The sequence below is a fragment of the Helicobacter sp. 12S02232-10 genome (assembly GCF_002272895.1).
Lineage (GTDB): Bacteria > Campylobacterota > Campylobacteria > Campylobacterales > Helicobacteraceae > Helicobacter_J.
In genome coordinates this window covers 173,844-192,966 of sequence record NZ_MLAQ01000003.1, presented here as the reverse complement: position 1 = coordinate 192,966, position 19,123 = coordinate 173,844, and the positions used below count along the sequence as shown (strand labels likewise).

Sequence of the window (19,123 nt, the reverse complement as noted above, 5' to 3'; positions counted from 1 at the left end):
TCTCTCTATTAGAAAATCCAAAAGAGGTAAAAATTAAAAATTAATCGGAGAGTTTTAAATGAGGCTCACCTGAATGGGATTGGAATATTACAGGCAAGTAGCTTAAGGTTTGCTGAAAGAGTTAGAATGAATAGCTATAAGATGAATAAAAATCCACGGGATTTGCAAAAACTCGATTTTCATAGATTGTCTTTGTAAGCTTCTCAAAATCCCATATTTTATAAATTCTTATCTTTGCACCCAATTCAAATCTATTGTGATTCAAAAATATCTTGAAAATACCTATATTCACAAATGCACCGTGTTTTTTACTCTTTCCTTCATTTTTTTTCAGATTAGCAAACCATTGTGAAAAATTTTTTTCTTCAAGCCACTCATATCTCCTCCCCAAAATAGCCACCAAGGGCTTAAGTCATTGGAAAAATTTATCAAATAATCCGTACCTACACTATAGCGAAACATATTATAAAATCTTTCAGGTTTTTATGTTCCTTGTTATTTAAATAATCTTTTTCCTTATTCTTTTGCCGAATTACTGACCTAAGTTTTTTATTTATTAAACTCCTTACTGATTTGAGATTTTAATTCATCAGGCACGACAGTCTCATAAAGCTTTTCAGCATAATCCGCCAGATTTCCAATCTTGGAAATTCCTTTGCTCTGAGAAAATTTATTATTAAAATCTTGAGTCAATGAAATAATTTTTTGAGGTTTATTCATCTCTTCAAGGATAGAGTTTGGGACTCCAAAATAAAAATTTGTAGAAACATTTTGTTCATAAGTTTTTTGAGGCGTTTGAGCGACATTTCCATCATCAGCAACAATATTAACCCCTGTAATCCCTGAAGTAGTTTGTGTGTGCTTATAAGAACTTACAGAAGGACTATCTTTTATTAAACTCAAAGTATGACTATTGGTAGAAACAGACTCTTGAACAATCTTATTAGTATTTAGCTTTGAAACATCAGAGGCATTTGAATTAATATAAGAACCTTTAAGCATCGTCGTATCACCCACAGAAATATCCAAGACATCAGAAGAAATACCAGCAACTTGAGAAAGATTTTGATCTGAGCTGTCCAATATTTTGAAATTATAATCTGAATGAAAACCTGTATACTCCCCTGTACCATATCCACCAGCCATATGTGCTTCAAACAATCCAGAATTAGAAGAACCGGTATCTATTGTAGTAGCAATTGAAAGATTTTTTCCTATATTTGCACTAAGATGATCTGCCGAAACATTGCCTCCTGTAATATTCATATTTTTGGCAACAACAATATCAAGCTTTCCTCCAGATAAAGTAGCACTGTCATAAAAGTTTGTAGAAGAGCCTGAATGTTCAAGCCCTCCCAAAATTTCTCCTCCAAAACCAACTTTTGAAACTCCGATTTCCCCTTTTATAACTCCTTTGATATTTCTGCTGTCAAAATTTGATTCTTTCTTATTTTGAGTGGCAGAAATATTGAGATTAGCTGCAGATATCTTAGCAGAATTTTTAACATTTATTGCAGAGCCAATCAGATTCATATCATCTTTGGCATTGAGATTTAAGTTTTTTACATCAAAAGTAGAACCCTGATGAATAAGCCTATTCTGATAACTCAAAGAATGAGAATAATCGCCTTTAATTTCTCCCTGATAAGCACCATTATAAGCTAATTTCACTTTTCCACCATAAGAGCTGGTGCTTGTGTTGGTATTAAAAGCATTCTCTGAAGCCGACAAGGTAAAATTTTGAGTTTCTATATTTGCTGTATTGGCATTCAGATGAGAACCCTCAATATTTGTACTTTCCAAACTTTTTATATTTAAATTACCTACATTAAGATTACTGCCTTTAGAGTTGGCAAAAGAAGTTGATGTATTGTTTTCAGATTTGTGATATGCCGCATTGGCTCCAACATTATTAATACTAATTTTAGCACCAACCCCATCAGATACAGAATCACTATGGGATACAGTATTTAGACTTTCTTTAGCAGAAGAAACATTAAAGTTATTGGCTGTTACAGACATATTCTGTGCATTTATATCAGAACCGATAATATCAGTAGTATTTTTAGAAATAATGTTTAAATTTTGAGCAGAAATAGAAGAAGTAGAAGCAGTTTTAGCAATAGTAGTAGTATGGTCATATGAATCTGAATGTTTATAGCCTACCGAAATTTTTGGGTTTTGAATAATAGATTTAACATCTGTTTTTAACATCTGATAGGTCCCTGCAATATCTTTACCATCAATATTTGCATTGGCAATTTTAGAAATAGTTTTAAATCCAGATATTTTGCCACTAACATTCAAAATCGTTTTACCTGCAGCTTTGGCAAGGATATTATTTTTATTAGTCAATATATCCGTAACCCTAGTGGGAACTTCCAACTCTATTCCTACTCTATCGGAAGTTGTCTTTATATTTTGAGTGCTTGTATGACCATCTTCTAAAGAACTTACCAAAACGTTATCACTTTTAAATTCCATCTGATTTGTTTCAAGATCAGCAGACTCCACCCTTATATCTGCAGAACCAGACATTAGGGTAATTTTATCTGAAACAATAGTTTGATTGTGGTGTTTGGAATCGGATTGAGAAAGTGTCATATCTTGGGTATCTTTCCCATAGCTTACAGATAATTTTCCATCTTTGAAACCACCTGCAAAACCTCTTTTTTCTGTATAAACATTTGTAGTTTTATCGTAAGAATCTGCCTTATTGGATAATGTAGTTCCTTCTTTGGAAAATATACCAAAATTTTTAGAAACAGAAGCCAGATTATACGCAGTGGTACTACCTCCCGCAAAAATATTTACAGATTCTCCATCAATAGTATTAGCAAGGTTTTTAGCAGTTTTTTCAGTAATGGTAGTGGTGGTAGTTTCTTCAGAAAAAAAACCTCTCTTAACTGTTTTTGTGGTTTCACTCGTATATGTCGTATTTTGTGCGGTATCCATAGTAACATCGCCACTAGCTGCAATCACAACGTTCTTATCTGCCTTAAGATCTGCGGAAGTCATTTTAAAATTATCAGAATCAATATGTATATTTCCACCTCTAATGACAGAAATATCATTTACAGTAGATAGATCGATTTTATTCCTATGGGATTGGTCAATATCGGTGGCAATAACATCAATGTCTAAATCTTTGGTTTTAATGCTTAAATCATTATTACTATTAAATTGAACTGCTTTCATCACCGCATTTCCTGCAACAATAGAAACATTATTACCACTTATTTCAGTATCTTGTTTTACTTTTATTGTTTTTTGCAGAAGTTTATCTCTAAAAAATAACTGCGTTAATGAATTATTAAATATCACTTTATCAGAAACCCTAGCATCAGTCACTCTTCCCATATCTAAATTTTGGTCAAAACGCATTTTAATATTCCCAATAGCATTTGCCTTAACTCCACTAAGACTTGCATTGTTTTCGGATTCTAAATTTATATTATTGTCAGATTTTAATTCTAAAGAAGCAAGATTTACGTCTCCATAAGAATAGATAGAGATATTATTACTTGTAATTTTATTATTTAAAAAATTATTTTCTTTATGAATCGTTCTATTCAAACCAATATTTACAATATTACTATTTTCATTCCTAGCTACATCCATAGTGAGCTTGCCACCGGCATAAAGGTCTATATCACCGCTTGCTCCCATATCTACAGAGGTAAAATCCAAATCATTACTTCCCTCCAAAATGATATCGCCTCCTGATTGGAGCTTGGAACTTTTAGCAATGGCAGTGGTATCGGTGCGACTGTTGTCGCTATAATAGTTTTTGACATTTGCAGTCGTGATTTTAATATCTTTGGCTTTGAATTTCATATTTTGAGCTGTTTTTATATCTGCTCCTTTTAGCAACAGAGTATCTTTGGCATTGATATAGAGATTCTTTGCTTTGATGCTAGATGTTGGATTCAATGTGTCATTATTCGAAGAAAAAATCGGCTTGAATCCAAATATTTTTAACAATCTCGATCCTAAAAAAGCATCGGCGGTATTGTTTGTTTTTTCAGTTTTGATAGAGACATTTGTAGCATTTACTCTGATATCCCCGTTTGCTTCAAGCCTGCCTGAATCAGAGCTGAAATCTTTGCCTGATACATTGATATCCCCGTTTGAGTGGATCACTCCGTTGGTATTGCGAATATCTTGGGCACCTAAGTAGAGTAAGCCTGTGGTGATAGAGGAGGTATTATATAGATTGCCATCTCTTGAGGATGCATTCAGATGGGCTTCTTTCGCTGTGATACCTACACCCACATCAGCTGAAGAAGATGGCTTTCCTAAGATGACATTGAGCTGATTATTGATCTCCATCTTATCTCTTATGGCAGATAAGGGTGCAGAATCAGCAACACTTGATTGAAAATCAGCAGTGTGTAAAAAAGCACTTGGGGTTTGATACGCAGGATTAGTATCTTTTACATAGGGATAAGGGGTGGCATTATACTCATCAATCAGGGCATTTACATAATCAGCCATCATTTCTTCTAGAGGAATCGTAGGGATATGCAGATCAGTGACAGTGAGCATAGAGATTTCAGGGGCAGGATGGTATGGATTATAATTGGTTTTGCTATGGCAATTCCAATTATGTTTTCCAAAAATTCCCGATATTCCGCAACCTCCCCCGTATCTGTCATACTCTTTCATAGTCCCCTCTTTTTCTTCTACCCTCCTTGGAATGGGGGTTGTGTTGTTTAGATTAGCTTGATTGTGTAGCTCTCCTTGAGGGGTGGCAATGATGGAGTTTGTATTATTGATGAGGGTGGCATCTAGATTGAGTGCGCCTTTAGCATAGATGATGGCGGGATGGTAGCTACCTTTTTTGAGCTTATCTTGCGTAATGGTAGTTGTGTAGGTATATTCTTTATAATTGTCTGCTACTTCATCTCTACCAAAACCCGGTTCTACCGAAACCACTTCAGGAACCAATGCCATCTCTCCGAGATTGTCTATATTTCCCTCTGTCTTAATCGAAATATTTTTCTCTCCATAGATGATAGAATAATTTTGTATGCTAGAAGCACTGATCTCTAAATCCCCACCCGCATAGATCATTGGCGTCGAGCCATTTAGATGTATCGGAGCATCGGGATCGGCATTGATTGCTTCAGATGCGTTTGAAAGTTCTGTTGTATCGGTATCAGCAGTCGGGGTGAGTGTTTTGAGAGGGGCGGGTTTAGTGATTTCAATATCGCCATTACTATGAATAATAAAACCTCCATCTTTTCCATCGCTCGAAGCAAAAGTTGCGAGCGTCCCGCTATTTTTGACCCCTACACCCTCTTGTGTAGCTACAAGATAGATAGAGTTTGCATATACCCCTCCGCTATAAGCGACATCTAAAGCAAGTGCGGGTTTTTCTCCATCTTTATCATCAGCAGGCATTAAAATCGGGCGAAAAAGCAAGACAGAGGCATTGGTCGGATCTAGCACAATATCATTTTGCCCCAAAATCATTGCAATCTTAATGGCATCTATCTTGCCATCGATAACAAGAGCATTTGAGATGAGATTAAGGGCTTGGAGATTTTTGCCATTAAAATCCCCAATATGGATACGCCCGTTTTTGACTTCAAACTGCAGAGATTGCATCGCATCTTGCATATTTTTCATCATCAAAAAATGTTCGTTAAACTCTTCAGAAAGCTTCCCTGCAATCATTGTAGCATTAGCAGTATTGATAAAACCACAGCCATTACAATCAATGCCATTGGGATTGGCAATGATTACATCTGCCTTATTTCCCGCCACTTCCATATAGCCTAAGAGCGTAGAGATATGGGAAGAAGTGACTTGATTGAGAATGAGTTTAGCAGGGAGAGAGCCGTTAAGATTGGGGTTGGCATTAATATAGCCAGAGAGTTGTGTTAAGCTCGGGGAATCTTTGATGTTATTAAAAATCAATCCAGATTTATCAACGTTAAAATCTTTAAAGGCATTGTTAGAAATGCCGGCTGCATTTGGAGAAGTGATATTGACGATAGGAACATCATTGTGGGCTTTGATGACTTGGGGAGCAAAGGTTCCCTTATCAGGAGTGAGGGGCAAAGGCTCAGGCAATGGAGCATTTAAGACATCAGGGACATTATCTGCAGCAGATAAAAGTCGGGCTGAAACCAGAGAGATGCAAACAACCCCGATCAAAAATCTTTGAGAAAAAAAACGCGAGAAAAATTTTTCCTTAGGTATAGAGACCATAGAAATGCAATCATACTTGTCATTATGCTTTGATGATTGACACATTAATGAAACATTTTTCATCTTATCTCCTTTGCCCTTAAGTGTCTTTGATATCTCAAACCTTTCTGCAAAATTGTCTTCTATTCTATAAGGAGTTATCTTAAAATATAATTAAATAAATTTTTTCTATACTTTCTATACTAAAATAGAGATTTTTACAGGGAATCGAATGCATATTAATCGATTATTATTCAATTAATCTTGATTCATAAAATTTTTTACGACTTTTTTGTAATTTTGTATTATAATCCTCAATAGGTTTTTATCTAAAGATTCAGGTCTCAAACAAATATCGATAAAAACCAACCAAAAATCCAATAAACAAGAGAGGTTTCAAATGTATTATATTGCTCATCACATTACAAAAAGCTTTGGCAACAGCAGGAATGATTTTAGCGATGACAAATTCGGCATTTGCAGATAACAGAAGTGATAAGTCTGGCATATTTATCGGAGCCGAACTTGGCGGTTCAATAGGCTATAGTTTGGCTAAAAACAAAGATCCTGACAGTATGGAATCTGAAACAAAGATTCTCACCAATCTGCAGTATGGAGCTAGAATCGGGTATCAGCAATATTTTAACGCCTACAATGGGCTTCGCCTCTATGGAACCTTTAACTATACTAACTTCACATACCCTTTAAATGATTCAGCTTCTACAGATCTTTTCAAATATGGTGCAAATATAGATTATCTCTTAAATTTTTCAGATAGCGAGAGTCCTTGGGGATTATTCATAGGTGGAGGGTATCAATGGGTGCAATCAAAAGATTTTTCAAATATGAAAAAAAATGCATCAGAGTATGAAAAAGTAGCTTCAAATGGCTTTGTAATCAATGCAGGATTTTCAAAAATCATCGATAATCATAGCCGCTTGGAGTTAGGTGTAAAAGTGCCGTTATATAATTATTATACATATGATTTCAGCGATGCATCTGAATCCACTAAAATAAGATTAAGAAATCCTGTGGATATCTATGTTGCATATTCTTATTCATTCTGAGTTGTTTATTTGAATGAGTTAGCTGATGTTAGGCGATAGGAGCAAGGTATTTTTTCTGCTCCTATCTTTTTGTATATTGCCAATACTATCACTACATTCAAAACCTATCCAACCCCTCCTTGCAAATCAAAAAGATACCAATGAGAATGCAAAATGCTTTCAAATCGAGCGAATCGATTTGAAATTCACAGGTCTGCCCCAAAAATCCAAAAAGGAATTTTCTTACGCTCATAAAATCATCTCAAATTTTAAGCCCATCTCCAAGCATTGCTTGAGTGCCAAAGACATCTCAAATCTCCTCTCTAAGATTCAATCGCGTACGATATCCAAAGGCTATATCACGACAACTTTTGGCTTGAGTCCCCAATCCCTCTCCGATCATATCTTACGCATCAATGCAGAAGTAGGCACTATAGGAAAAATCCGCTATATCAATGAACCCCATATGCTTTCTTTCAAAAAAGATTTTCCACTCAAAAAAGGCGATGTTTTGGATTTAAGAAAAATTGAAGTCGGTCTGAATAATTTGCGAAACTTACGTTACATAAAACCCCAAATCTACATCACGACCGATAATAATACATCTAATCAAAGTATTCTTACAATCGATGCACCCAAATTATCTCTACCTGTATTTTTAGGTGGGAGTATCGATAATGGCGGGAGTATTGGGCAAAATTATCAAGCCTCGCTGTATGGCAGCTGGGAAAATCCTCTACATCTTGCTGATAAGCTGAGTTTCTATGCCCTCTCTTCTTTACCAATGAATAAGAAAAATCACAGCTACTATGCATCTGTGAGTTACTCCATCCCGATCAGACGATTCAGCTTCTCATTTGATGGGTCGTATTCAGATTCTGCTCAAGAAATTTTATTCGCTGATATTTTTCCAGTATATCAAGGCAAAAATATCAATCTTGATCTTGGGATCAAAGTCTCTGCCTATGCAGATGATAAAAATCAAGTTTCCATCAATCTTGATGGGGGCGTGAGACTGATGGAAAGCTATTTAGATGATATCAAGCTTGATGTCCAAAGCTATAATCTCACGGATATTTCACTTGCACTGGGCTATCAAAGAAAAATAAACAACTTGGTCTTTAATATTTCAATAGGAATATTGCAAGGGCTTCCGATGCTCAAAAAACACAATGAAAAAATTCATACTGATTATGTCTACACAATACCCAATGTCAATATGTATCTGTATGCGCCTTTTAAAATATGGGTTCTAACGTTTGGATATACAAGCAATATCCGCACTCAAATTTCTCAAGATAGACTCTATGCAAGCAAGAAAATGAGTATTGGAAGCCGATACACTGTGAGAGGATTTAATCATTTCAGTATCAGTGGTCAAATGGGTGTGATCTATAAAAACGATTTGATGGTTTATCTGCCAAGTTTCTGGGGGATCACCATAGCTCCCAATATTGGAGTGGATTGGGGAATGGTGCGGGATTTGATCGGAGATAAACAAGGTGGAAGCTTGAGTGGGGGCGGGATAGGCTTGAACGTGTTGCATAAAAACTTCAATGCTCAAATCTCTCTCAATGCTCCTCTTTACAATCCGTATAAAGCACCCGTTCAAAATCTGTTTTTTTCTATAGGAATGAATTGGTAAAACATCTGATCGCTCTTATTTTGGATTAAAATTCAATCGATTTGAGCTCTCATACTCCATTGGCTTTACAACGACTTGGCAAAGAATGTCGGGTAAAAATATTCTTTTTTTTCAGTTCGCATATAAAATCTTGGACAATCTCTTTTTTTATCAAAGCAGGCAAATAAGATTGTGCAGTGATGCTAAAAATTCCCAAAAACTCGCCATCTTTATTGAAATAAGGCTTTCCAAAAGTGAATCTCTGATAAGAGTTTAGAGGCAATGAGTAGCCGTAAAAAACTTCTTTTTCCAAGCTATAATCATAATAGCTTTCTTCTTTTAGCGGAATGGTTCTACGGACTCCAAAAGTATCGGTATCTTCAAGTATGGGAAAATAAAGACCACCTAAGATAAGTTTTTTTGTCGGAATATTTGAAAAAACATTTTTCCAATATTTTTCATAAATCCTCTTATGATAATAGCTTTCGCTTCGAGTATTGCAATAATCATCAGTGAAAGAAGAGGTTTTAAGCAACGCTAAACCCTTGTCGCTATCCATAGCTTTTAATTGGAGTTTTGCCACACAAATCAAAGGTTTTGCACTATCATCTTGCATTTTGGCAAAAATCTTTTTGGGATACAAACCAGCGTTGTAAGTCAATTCTGAAGAAGTCAAATAAAACCCATCCTTTAATAACATTCCAAAACCTTGACGATAACTCCCATCATCAAAATACACGGTGATGATAACAGTGCTGTATATCCAATTAAAAGCCTTTGAAGATTGGGGAGAAAAATCCACTTTTGGAGTAACTTCAGTTTCAATAGACCCATCTCCATCATCTAAGACGTCTTCAGAAGCCATCAAAGCAATATGAGAAATAAAAACCAAGACGACAATGCAACCGATAAAAGGATATAGTTTCTTTCGCACTTCGTAATCTTTAATCCAAAATTTTTATTTATCTTGTTTTCACAGACTAAAATCGGTAAAATCAAAAATGAGTTTAATCATAAAAAAACATAAGGAAAAATAAAATTTATGGAAGAATTAAAAACCTATGATATCAATCAAGAGGAATTAAATAAGCTTCAATACGCACTGATTACGACAAAAAAAGGAGATATCCTTGTCAAACTATTTCCAAATGATGCCCCCCAAACCGTAATGAATTTTGCCTTTTTGGCAAAAGATGGATTTTATGATGGGCTAAAATTCCATCGCGTCATTGAAGGATTTGTCGCTCAAGGGGGTTGCCCCAATGGAACAGGAACAGGAGGTCCTAATTATCGCATCAAATGCGAGCTTACAAATAATCCTAACCGACACAAAAAAGGTTCTTTGTCGATGGCTCACGCTGGGAGAGATACTGGAGGAAGCCAATTTTTCTTGTGCTTTGTCGATTTGCCTCATTTGGATGGCGAACATACCGTATTTGGACAAATTCAGCCTGATGATAAGAAAAGCTTGGATATCCTAGATTCACTCAAACAAAACGATATCATTGAAAGTATCTGCATTATGGAAAGCAAACCCACATTACAATGACTTCAAAACAAAGAAAATCAAAATTCATAGCATTCCTTATGCGATTGCTATGAATTTATCGTTGCATTATTTGATTTCATACCCTTTAACTTGATAAAAATCTCAATCTACTATGCCAATATAAAATCTCGCTTAATAATGCGAATTTTATGCGTTTCATTTGGTTTATCTTTTTTGGAGTTTTATTTTGCTGTCATTTTATTGCATTGTTCTGCATCCCATCTTTACTCCAATTGTTATCGAACTTTGATAGGAAAGGTCAGCATCTGTTTTTATACCCAAAATATGGGAGCTTGTTTGAATGTCAGAAATAAAATCAGCATACGATGAATTTTGCACAGATGTGTTATAAAGATTTTTAGCCCTTATAAAAGTGCTTTTGGAATCAATATTTGTGCCAACATTTTTTATCTTATTCCTTGCTCTTAATGTCTTTGATACCTTAAAGCTTTTACAAAATTATTTTCTATTTTATAAGGAGTTATCTTAAATATAGTTAAATAAATTTTTCCTATACTAAAATAGAGTCTTTTATAAGGAATCAAATGCATATTAATCGATTATAATTTCAAGTAAGCTTAATTTATAAAATTTTTTGCGACTTTAACTATAATAGATAATTAATTTGGTCGGGATTTATTGATTTTACTTATTCCTGTGTTATTATTTACAAATGCATTTATATGTTATGCAAAACTTTGTCGGAAGGGTGATATGGGAACAAAAGACGATATTGCAGAATATTTTTTCTCTCTGGTTTATTCTCAAGAAACCCCTCAAGATTTAAATATAAATCTCACGTCTATAGATTTGTCTTCTGCTGAAGAAATTTTTGCAATTATATTGTCATATAACAATAGAAATAAAAATATATTTCTGAATACGCCGTTGTTTCAGGATTTGCTCCAAAAATTCGGTGTCAATGCGAACCAGAATAATATCCAATCGCTTCAAAAATCAGTGCTGGACTTCATCCAAAGCAAAAATAGCCTTAAGATGATTCAAGAAATATTTGAACACTTAAATACACTCAAAACCGAAGGCATCATTCTGTATGAAGAAGAACAATGTATCAAAACAAGTTTTAAACATAAAATTCATAGTCTAAGTGGTACGCTCAAAAAACACAATAAAGCCCCAAAAAATAAAAAAATAAAACCTTTTGACATTCAATCAAGTTGGTTTCATCAACATCTCCAAACCATTCAAGACATTTTTAAAAAAACAAAAAATGCCACAAATGCACCAATTTGGCTTGAAGATATTATGAAAAATCAAATTGATAAAATCCTCAATACAAAATTTGAAATATCACTTTGTGGTATCGCAAAATCAGGAAAATCAACCCTCTTAAATGCACTCCTCTACGAAGAAATTCTACCCATTTCAGCCATCCCTGAATCCACCAATAAAATCACAATCACTTACAATCCCAAACCAAAAGGAGAGATAAAATTTCTCACTCAAAACGAATGGGATCGGTTGCTTGAAAATTTATATTTCGATGATGATTTAAACGCTTCTATTGTCGAGAGCCGAAAATCTTTTGGCAATTATATTGATTCTTGCATTACTCAAACAGGATTTGTGAAAGAAATCAAGCCCGAAGAAATCAAAACCTATGCAAGCAGTGAGCATTATTCAAAAATTTCATATCTAGTTAAAGAAATCACGATTTATTCTTCAATGGAATTTTTAAAAAACAATCTTGTTTTTGTCAATACTCCCAATATCAATACAAGATTTAATTACAAAACCCATCAAACCGAAAATTCGCTTTCACAAAGCGTTATCACGCTTTATCTAATCAATGCTTCTAAGCCAATCTCGCAAAAAGACATTGAATTTCTCTCCAATATTATCCATTATGAAAATCTCGAAAAAATCTTGATTATTTTCACGCGTTCTGATCTTGTGAGCTTGCCGGATTTAAAAAATCTAAGCCAAAATATCATCGAAGAAGTCCAAAAACTACAAACCTACCACCCCAAAATCCTTAAGAAAAATATCTCAAAAATCGACTTTATCCCTATTTCAAGCACGCTTGCACTCTTACATCGAACAGGACGCTCTGATGAAGCACTATCAAGAGGGTATGATTTAGAGGATACGGGCATAGTCGCACTTGAAGATTATATCAATGAAATCATTTTCAAACAACCGACCAACTATTCCAAAAACTTGCTTTTAAACACCTATGCTATTTTAGAATGGACGATAAAAAAATACCTGCAATTGCTTGAAAATACTGCTGAGAAAATGCAAATTTCAGATTTGAGCAAAAAACTCGAAAATGCCCAAAAAGAAATCCTTGAATCCGCAGAAAAAATCGTAAAAGCGATTGAGGCAAGCGCACAAAACTCAAAAATCAAAATCAAAGATTTAGGGCTCAATCTCAAAGAACACTTGATTGATTTCATTTCTTATGAAGCCTCAAAAAACAACTATGTGAATGCTTCAAGACTTGAAGACATCATAGCAAACAACCTTAAAGACAGCCTCAAATACCTTATAGAAAAAACGCAAGAAGACTTTAATAAAAAAATGAAACATTTCATTGAAGGCATCAATCAATCGTATGCTTTTATTCCATCAGACAGTCTTGAATTTGATTTAATCAAGCTTTATCAAAAAAACATTCTCAAAACAACCAAATACCAATACACAGAAGGAGACCTCAACCTTTATACCGAAGAACTTAAAAAATACATCAATCATATTTTGCGCGATGGGGCAAAACTCAAAGACATTCAAAAAAATATCGACAAAGCTTTTGATCTTAGCTATAAAAATATTATTGTTTATTTAGAAGAAAAAATACAGATCGGAATAACTATCTTTTTAAATCATATCAATAAAATGATAGAATCAATGCAATTTGTCATTATAAACTCCTGTACCCCACATCAAGATCTTGATGAAAAAGAAAAATCCAAACAAATTGAACACTTTAAAGCTCTTCAAGATACCATTCTTACACAGATCAAAGAATTAAAGGGAGGCAAATGAGCTATATTGCGGATTTTATCAAACAATATGAAATGATTCAAAATAATCTTTCACCGCATTTTGAATCCGATTTAAAAGGCTTGCTTAAAGAAGTGAGTTATAAAATCACACGTGAAAAATTTTTTCCCTCTACTGAACTTAAGGTTTTTTTAAAAAATCTCAATAAAAAAGCCAAAGAACCCTTAAAATTGGCAATTATGGGTGCAAGAGACAATGGCAAATCTACTTTCATCAACACCATCTTAAAAAACCACATTCTTCCAAGTGATCAACTCCATTCCAAAAAAACCTACATTATCGGCTATGGGCATTCAAGATCAATTATCGCCCACCATAAAAACAAAACCTCCGCAGGACTTAATACGCTTTCTCTAAACTCCTTAAGCCAAGAGGAGCTTGATAAAATCAATTATTTCGAAATCAAATACCCTATTCCGATATTAAAGGAATTCAATATTTACAAATACCCCGACATCGACTTAAATGATGAAGAAAATCTTAAAAATACCATACTCAATATCAACCAATGCGAAATCCTTATTTGGCTGAATCGAATCGATGATCTTGCTAATGCTGAAGAGCTTAATGCTCTAAAATCTCATATCGCTAAAAAGTCTTCCGTCTCAATATGCGTCCTCACGCACATTGATGTACTTGAAAAATCTGAAGACATTATCCCTACTCTGAATTTTGCTAAAGAACATTTTGGGGAAGTTTTTAGTGATATTCTACCCATATCTGCAATGATTCTTTATAGAGAGCTTGGAATTAATGAAGAATTTTTTCTACAAAAAGAACTGCAAAAACTTTACTACGACTATGGTACCATCAAATCAAAAGACTTCAAGCACCGCTTGGAATTTCTGAGTAAAGCCTTTGATGAGGGAGGACAAAATATACGCCTGTTTTATGAAAATCTTCCCGAAATTCCAAATTATCTCCAAGACCAGCAAATAAATTTTGATGCCATTTTTGATCGACTCCAACGTGACCTTATTGGGGAAGCAAAAAAACAAAAAGAGGATTGTATCAAAGAAGATTTACTCTATTTGGTTGAAAAAATCAAAAAAAACTACACACAAATAGCAGGTATTTATTCAAAACTCCTCAATTTGATCCAAAATCAAATCGAATCATTTTTAGAAACTTTTGCAAACTTGAAAGAAAAAACTCTTGAAGAGCTCGATTTGTTTTTTAAAAGCCTAGAAAGCGATCGCAATAATATTATTGAAAGCATCTTGAGCAACACCCATCCAGAAAAAATAAACATATCTCTTCAAAATCCTAACCTGCTTCAGACCCTCAAAGGAAAGAAAGATACCTATACAACCTATAAAATAGACACTCAAACTATTTATCAAGAATTGCTTGATCCAAAATCCCGACCTTATAGAACTTATAAGGCACTTAATTATAAATTTTCAAAACTCAATTTGAATATTGATTCGACTTTTGAAAAATGCATTGATGATTTTAGTGCCGAACTTAAAAAATGGCAGGCACAAAACGAATTTATCCGAAAAAAAGACAATATTTTGAGTGATTTTAATTATAACAATTTGCGTATTTTTGCTTCTAAGATCTATGAAAATATTGCGATTGATTTCATCGAATGCATTTTAGAATCAGGCAAAGAAATACAAATTTTGTTTTGCAAAATAGCCACTCGCCTAGAATCCACACGCGAACTTTGCATTAAACACACTATCTCGATTTTACTCCAAAGAATCTATAAAGACTCCAAACACGCAAGTATGCATTATGTTAAAAAAGCTCCTGCGCCAACTCAAGAAGAGCTCAATAAAATCATTGATGAAAATTTCTCAATTCGTAAGTATTCCCATACATTGCTTGAGGAAGATGATTCATTGAATGAAATCTTTGCAGCATTGAACGAAGGTATTCTTGAACTTGGAAAAGAAAAGTCGATCTTGGTGGAAAAAAGAATCTATGATTTAGACTCGTTGAAAAAAAATATTGATGAAATTTATGCAAGCATTGAAGCAAAAACAAATCACAAATCCTAAGAATCCGATAAAATCAATTGATAGGAGATTATTTTATCTTTGGATTAATTTTTTATAGGAAAGATTAAAAAATGAAAGAATTTTTCTCATCTCTTGAATCTATTTTGTTTGAATCTAATCCTCAAATTAAAATTGCTTCTTTTAGAGATTTTTATTCTGATTTTTTAGAAAAAAAAATTTACTTTGATTCTCATCACGAAGCAAAAATTCAAACGCAACCCTCGTATGCGAATTTTTGCCAAATCATTCATCCAACCAAAATTTCACGCCCTAAAATGCTCTCCTCACTTCAAAATATTGCCAAAATTATCCACTCCATAGTCCATATCGAATATAGCGCAATTGATCTGGCTTTAGATGCTGCTTATAGGTTTAAAAATCTTCCACTTCAATATTATCAAGATTGGCTTGAAGTCGCAGATGAAGAGATCAAACATTTTCTTGTGTTGGAAGAAATTTTAAAAGAATTGGGATTTTTCTATGGCGATTTCAACGTTCATAATAATTTACATCAAGCAATGGTTCTTACCTGCTCTTCTTTTATGGAGAGAATGGGACTGGTTCATCGCGGTCTTGAGGCGATGGGACTTGATGCCAATCCTTTTGTTGCTCAAAAAATCCAAACAACATCACATCCGATAAAATCAAAAATCAAAGAAGCCTTAGATATTATCTTAAATGATGAAATTTCACACGTCAAAAAAGGGGATAAATGGTGGAGGTATGCCAATCCAAACAAAGATTCTTTTAAGGAACTTCTGTATAAATTTAGAGCTTTTCGCCTAAAAGGCAAAATTCTCAATACTCAAGCGCGTCTGCAAGCTGGATTTACAGAAAAAGAATTAAAAGAACTTCAAAATTTAAACCCTCTTTTAGATTGATTTTACTTATCCCAATTCCCATAATTGGTATAATGCACCGACATAAATATGGGATTAAAAGGATTTTGATGAGAAACAAAGAATTATTCTTTAGTTTTTTACTACTTCTAGCGATGATGTCTTGGGGGCTCTCTTGGCCTCTTTCAAAAATTATGGTCACTTATCTCTCTCCTTATGAAATCACTTCTATCCGCTATGCTTTGGTGGCTTTTTCCCTTATCCCTATAATGATGTTTTTGCGTATTCCTTTTAAGCCTCCCAAAAAAAGCTTGGGTCCAATCCTTATAGTTTCTATTTTTAACGCACTTTATACACCGGTATTTTATCTGGGTCTTACTTTTGGAAATGCTGGGATTGCAGGCGTAATCGTCACGACTTTAGCTCCTATACTTGCTTCCATTATGGGGGTCTTTATTTATCATAATACTTTATCTATGCGTGAAAAAATCGGGTTCTTTTTAGGAGTTGTTTCAGGGGCATTTTTAATGAAAGCAGATAGCTTCTCTTCCCTTTTTACCCCTTTTAATATTATTTTTTTAGTGGCAGCTTTATTGTGGGCTTGTGTCAATCTTTCTTCAAAAACTGCCACAAGTCATATCAATGCAATTGCACTAAATTTTTATTCCTCTATTTTTAGTTTTGTTGTTTTTCTACCATCATTTTTCATCTTTGGTCTCCCAAATCCCCAAAGTTTGGATAAAAATTTCTGGATCTGTATGGTAGTCGTAGCACTTTTTTCCACAACTTTTGCAACAACTATTTTTTATAAAGGCATCAGTGTATTGGGAATCAACAAGGGAGGAAGTTTTATGCTTTTAGTGCCAATTTTTGCAGTATTGCTTTCTTGGATCAGTTTGGGAGAAATCCCTGATTTAAGCACAATCATCGGAGGTATTATTGCAATAACAGGGATTTGTCTCATCAATCTCTTTAAGCCGATTTGCTTCAAAACAAAATAATCACTCTATCGCCATTAAAATATCATTACTTTGGACTTGTGAATTTTCTTGCACGTAAATCTCTTTAATTTCTCCATCTATAAATGCCAAAATTTCATTTTCCATTTTCATAGCTTCTAAAATACACAAAACATCTCCCTCTTTAACACAATCCCCAACTTTTACACAAAGCCTGTTGATGACACCTGGCATTGGAGCTTTTAAGGAGTTTTTTAAATCCGAACATCTTTGGGGCTTCAAATCGTTTTTTGGAAGAGATTCATTTTTCTTTTTTCCAAATTCTACATTTTTGGATTGATTGCCTATTTTGAGTTTCATTGTCTTGGAGTCTTTATGCACCCCGCAAAATACAACGTGATAATTTTCTCCATTGACATCTACATCAAATTCACTAGGAACCTTTAAACCATCTCCATCGCTTTCTTGAATGCTTTCAGGCTTGAGATTGCAAGAATTTCTCTCTTCTAAAAATGTTTTTGCTACTCCTGCAAACATTGCATATGAGATGATATCTGTAGGGCTTTTTGCAAATTCTTTAGCTTCTGAAATGACTTTTGGAAGCTCGTTATCAAGCAAATCTGCAGGGCGTCCATCAAATATCTTTTCACCATCACCTAAAATTCTATCTTGAAGCTCTTGGGAAATCGGTGCGGGAGTTTTTCCATAGAGTCCTCGTATCAAATTCTTCGATTCTTTAGTAATGCTTTGATAACGACTCCCTGATAAAACATTTAAAACCGCCTGTGTCCCTACAATCTGACTCGATGGTGTCACTAATGGAGGATAGCCAAAATCTTTCCTGACATTTGGTATCTCCTCTAAAACCGCATCCATTTTATCTAAGGCATTTTGTTCTTTAAGTTGATTGGCAAGATTTGAAATCATTCCCCCAGGAATCTGACTAAGAAGTACTCGCGTATCGATTTGATTATAAATGGATTCAAATCTTTTGTATTTGGCTCTATTTTTCCTTAGTATCTCTGCAGCCTGCTCCATCTTCTCCAAATCCAAACCGCTATCATACGCAGAACCCTTAAGTGCAGCGACCATAGATTGGGTACAGGGGTGGCTTGTCCCCTCAGCAAACGCTGAATTAGATAAATCTAAGATATCTGCCCCCGCCTCCAAAGCTTTCATATGTGAGCCAAAGGCAAAGCCTGCAGTAGAATGTGTATGAAAGCTAAGCATTGCCCCTACTTCTTCTTTAAGAGCTTTTACCAATGAAAATGCATTCATCGGTGTTATCAATCCTGCCATATCTTTAATCGCTAAAGAATCACACCCCATATGCATTAATTCTTTAGCATACGCGACAAATGAAGAAATGGTATGCACAGGCGAAACGGTATAGCAAATTGCTCCTTGAACGTGTTTATTTTGTTTTTTTACAGCTTCAATCGAGGTTTTTAAATTTCTCGCATCATTTAACGCATCAAAAACTCTAAAAATATCCATTCCAGCTTGAGAGCTTAAAGCAACAAACTCCTTGATGACATCATCTGCATAATGTCTATAACCTACAAGGTTTTGCCCTCTCAAAAGCATTTGTAAAGGTGTCGTTTTAAAGATTTCTTTAAACGTTGCCAATCGTTCAAAAGGATCCTCCTTGAGATAACGCAAGCAAGTATCATAAGTCGCCCCACCCCAAACTTCAACGCTGTAAAACCCTACTTTTTCAAACAGCTTTGCTGCTTCTATCATATCTTCTGTTCTCATTCGGGTCGCTATCAGAGATTGATGCCCATCGCGCAAACTATTCTCTGTAATTCTTACCATTATCCTGCTCCTTTGGTTTTATGTTTGATTGTATCAAAAAAACCGCCCTCCCAA

The 19,123-nt window shown here is 34.5% G+C and carries 10 protein-coding genes; 7 read left to right on the top strand and 3 right to left on the bottom strand.

Annotated elements, in window-relative coordinates:
- Positions 1 to 549: 549 nt before the first annotated feature.
- The gene (locus tag BKH41_RS04060; protein WP_095297229.1) at positions 550 to 6,282 is read right to left on the bottom strand and encodes a hemagglutinin repeat-containing protein; all 5,733 of its coding nucleotides are present in this window, start codon (positions 6,280 to 6,282) and stop codon (positions 550 to 552) included.
- Between the two features lie 326 nt (positions 6,283 to 6,608).
- On the opposite strand from BKH41_RS04060, the gene BKH41_RS04055 reads away from it, so the two are divergent.
- Positions 6,609 to 7,265: an outer membrane beta-barrel protein gene (locus tag BKH41_RS04055; protein ID WP_095297227.1), complete on the top strand. Its 657-nt coding sequence runs from the start codon at positions 6,609 to 6,611 to the stop codon at positions 7,263 to 7,265.
- A 25-nt stretch (positions 7,266 to 7,290) separates the two neighbouring features.
- Positions 7,291 to 8,889, top strand: a complete 1,599-nt coding sequence (locus BKH41_RS04050) for a ShlB/FhaC/HecB family hemolysin secretion/activation protein (protein ID WP_095297225.1) — start codon at positions 7,291 to 7,293, stop codon at positions 8,887 to 8,889.
- A gap of 49 nt (positions 8,890 to 8,938) precedes the next feature.
- Here BKH41_RS04050 and BKH41_RS04045 read toward each other — a convergent pair whose 3' ends face one another.
- The gene (locus BKH41_RS04045) at positions 8,939 to 9,802 is read right to left on the bottom strand and encodes a hypothetical protein (protein WP_095297223.1); all 864 of its coding nucleotides are present in this window, start codon (positions 9,800 to 9,802) and stop codon (positions 8,939 to 8,941) included.
- A gap of 108 nt (positions 9,803 to 9,910) precedes the next feature.
- Between BKH41_RS04045 and BKH41_RS04040 the strand changes: the two genes are divergently transcribed.
- From BKH41_RS04040 to BKH41_RS04020, 5 genes are all read left to right on the top strand, one after another.
- Positions 9,911 to 10,417 (top strand): peptidylprolyl isomerase, encoded by a 507-nt coding sequence (locus tag BKH41_RS04040; protein ID WP_095297220.1) that lies wholly within the window; start codon positions 9,911 to 9,913, stop codon positions 10,415 to 10,417.
- A 714-nt stretch (positions 10,418 to 11,131) separates the two neighbouring features.
- Positions 11,132 to 13,426, top strand: coding sequence for a dynamin family protein (locus BKH41_RS04035; protein WP_095297218.1), 2,295 nt, complete (start codon positions 11,132 to 11,134; stop codon positions 13,424 to 13,426).
- Positions 13,423 to 15,453: a dynamin family protein gene (locus BKH41_RS04030; protein ID WP_095297216.1), complete on the top strand. Its 2,031-nt coding sequence runs from the start codon at positions 13,423 to 13,425 to the stop codon at positions 15,451 to 15,453. Before BKH41_RS04035 ends, BKH41_RS04030 begins: the two co-directional genes overlap by 4 nt.
- 71 nt (positions 15,454 to 15,524) lie before the next feature.
- The gene (locus BKH41_RS04025) at positions 15,525 to 16,334 is read left to right on the top strand and encodes a ferritin-like domain-containing protein (RefSeq protein WP_095297214.1); all 810 of its coding nucleotides are present in this window, start codon (positions 15,525 to 15,527) and stop codon (positions 16,332 to 16,334) included.
- A 68-nt stretch (positions 16,335 to 16,402) separates the two neighbouring features.
- A complete protein-coding gene (locus BKH41_RS04020; protein WP_180762729.1) occupies positions 16,403 to 17,293 on the top strand; it encodes a DMT family transporter in 891 nt (296 codons plus the stop codon).
- Here BKH41_RS04020 and BKH41_RS04015 read toward each other — a convergent pair whose 3' ends face one another.
- The gene (locus BKH41_RS04015) at positions 17,294 to 19,069 is read right to left on the bottom strand and encodes a pyruvate/oxaloacetate carboxyltransferase (protein ID WP_095297210.1); all 1,776 of its coding nucleotides are present in this window, start codon (positions 19,067 to 19,069) and stop codon (positions 17,294 to 17,296) included.
- Between the last annotated feature and the right edge of the window lie 54 nt (positions 19,070 to 19,123).

What these genes read in the sequence shown, in the direction of transcription:
- BKH41_RS04060 (WP_095297229.1), bottom strand. Translation starts at nt 6,282, where the DNA reads ATGAAAAATGTTTCATTAATGTGTCAATCATCAAAGCATAATGACAAG.
- BKH41_RS04040 (WP_095297220.1), top strand. Translation starts at nt 9,911, where the DNA reads ATGGAAGAATTAAAAACCTATGATATCAATCAAGAGGAATTAAATAAG.
- BKH41_RS04025 (WP_095297214.1), top strand. Translation starts at nt 15,525, where the DNA reads ATGAAAGAATTTTTCTCATCTCTTGAATCTATTTTGTTTGAATCTAAT.
- BKH41_RS04030 (WP_095297216.1), top strand. Translation starts at nt 13,423, where the DNA reads ATGAGCTATATTGCGGATTTTATCAAACAATATGAAATGATTCAAAAT.
- BKH41_RS04035 (WP_095297218.1), top strand. Translation starts at nt 11,132, where the DNA reads ATGGGAACAAAAGACGATATTGCAGAATATTTTTTCTCTCTGGTTTAT.
- BKH41_RS04020 (WP_180762729.1), top strand. Translation starts at nt 16,403, where the DNA reads ATGAGAAACAAAGAATTATTCTTTAGTTTTTTACTACTTCTAGCGATG.
- BKH41_RS04015 (WP_095297210.1), bottom strand. Translation starts at nt 19,069, where the DNA reads ATGGTAAGAATTACAGAGAATAGTTTGCGCGATGGGCATCAATCTCTG.
- BKH41_RS04050 (WP_095297225.1), top strand. Translation starts at nt 7,291, where the DNA reads ATGTTAGGCGATAGGAGCAAGGTATTTTTTCTGCTCCTATCTTTTTGT.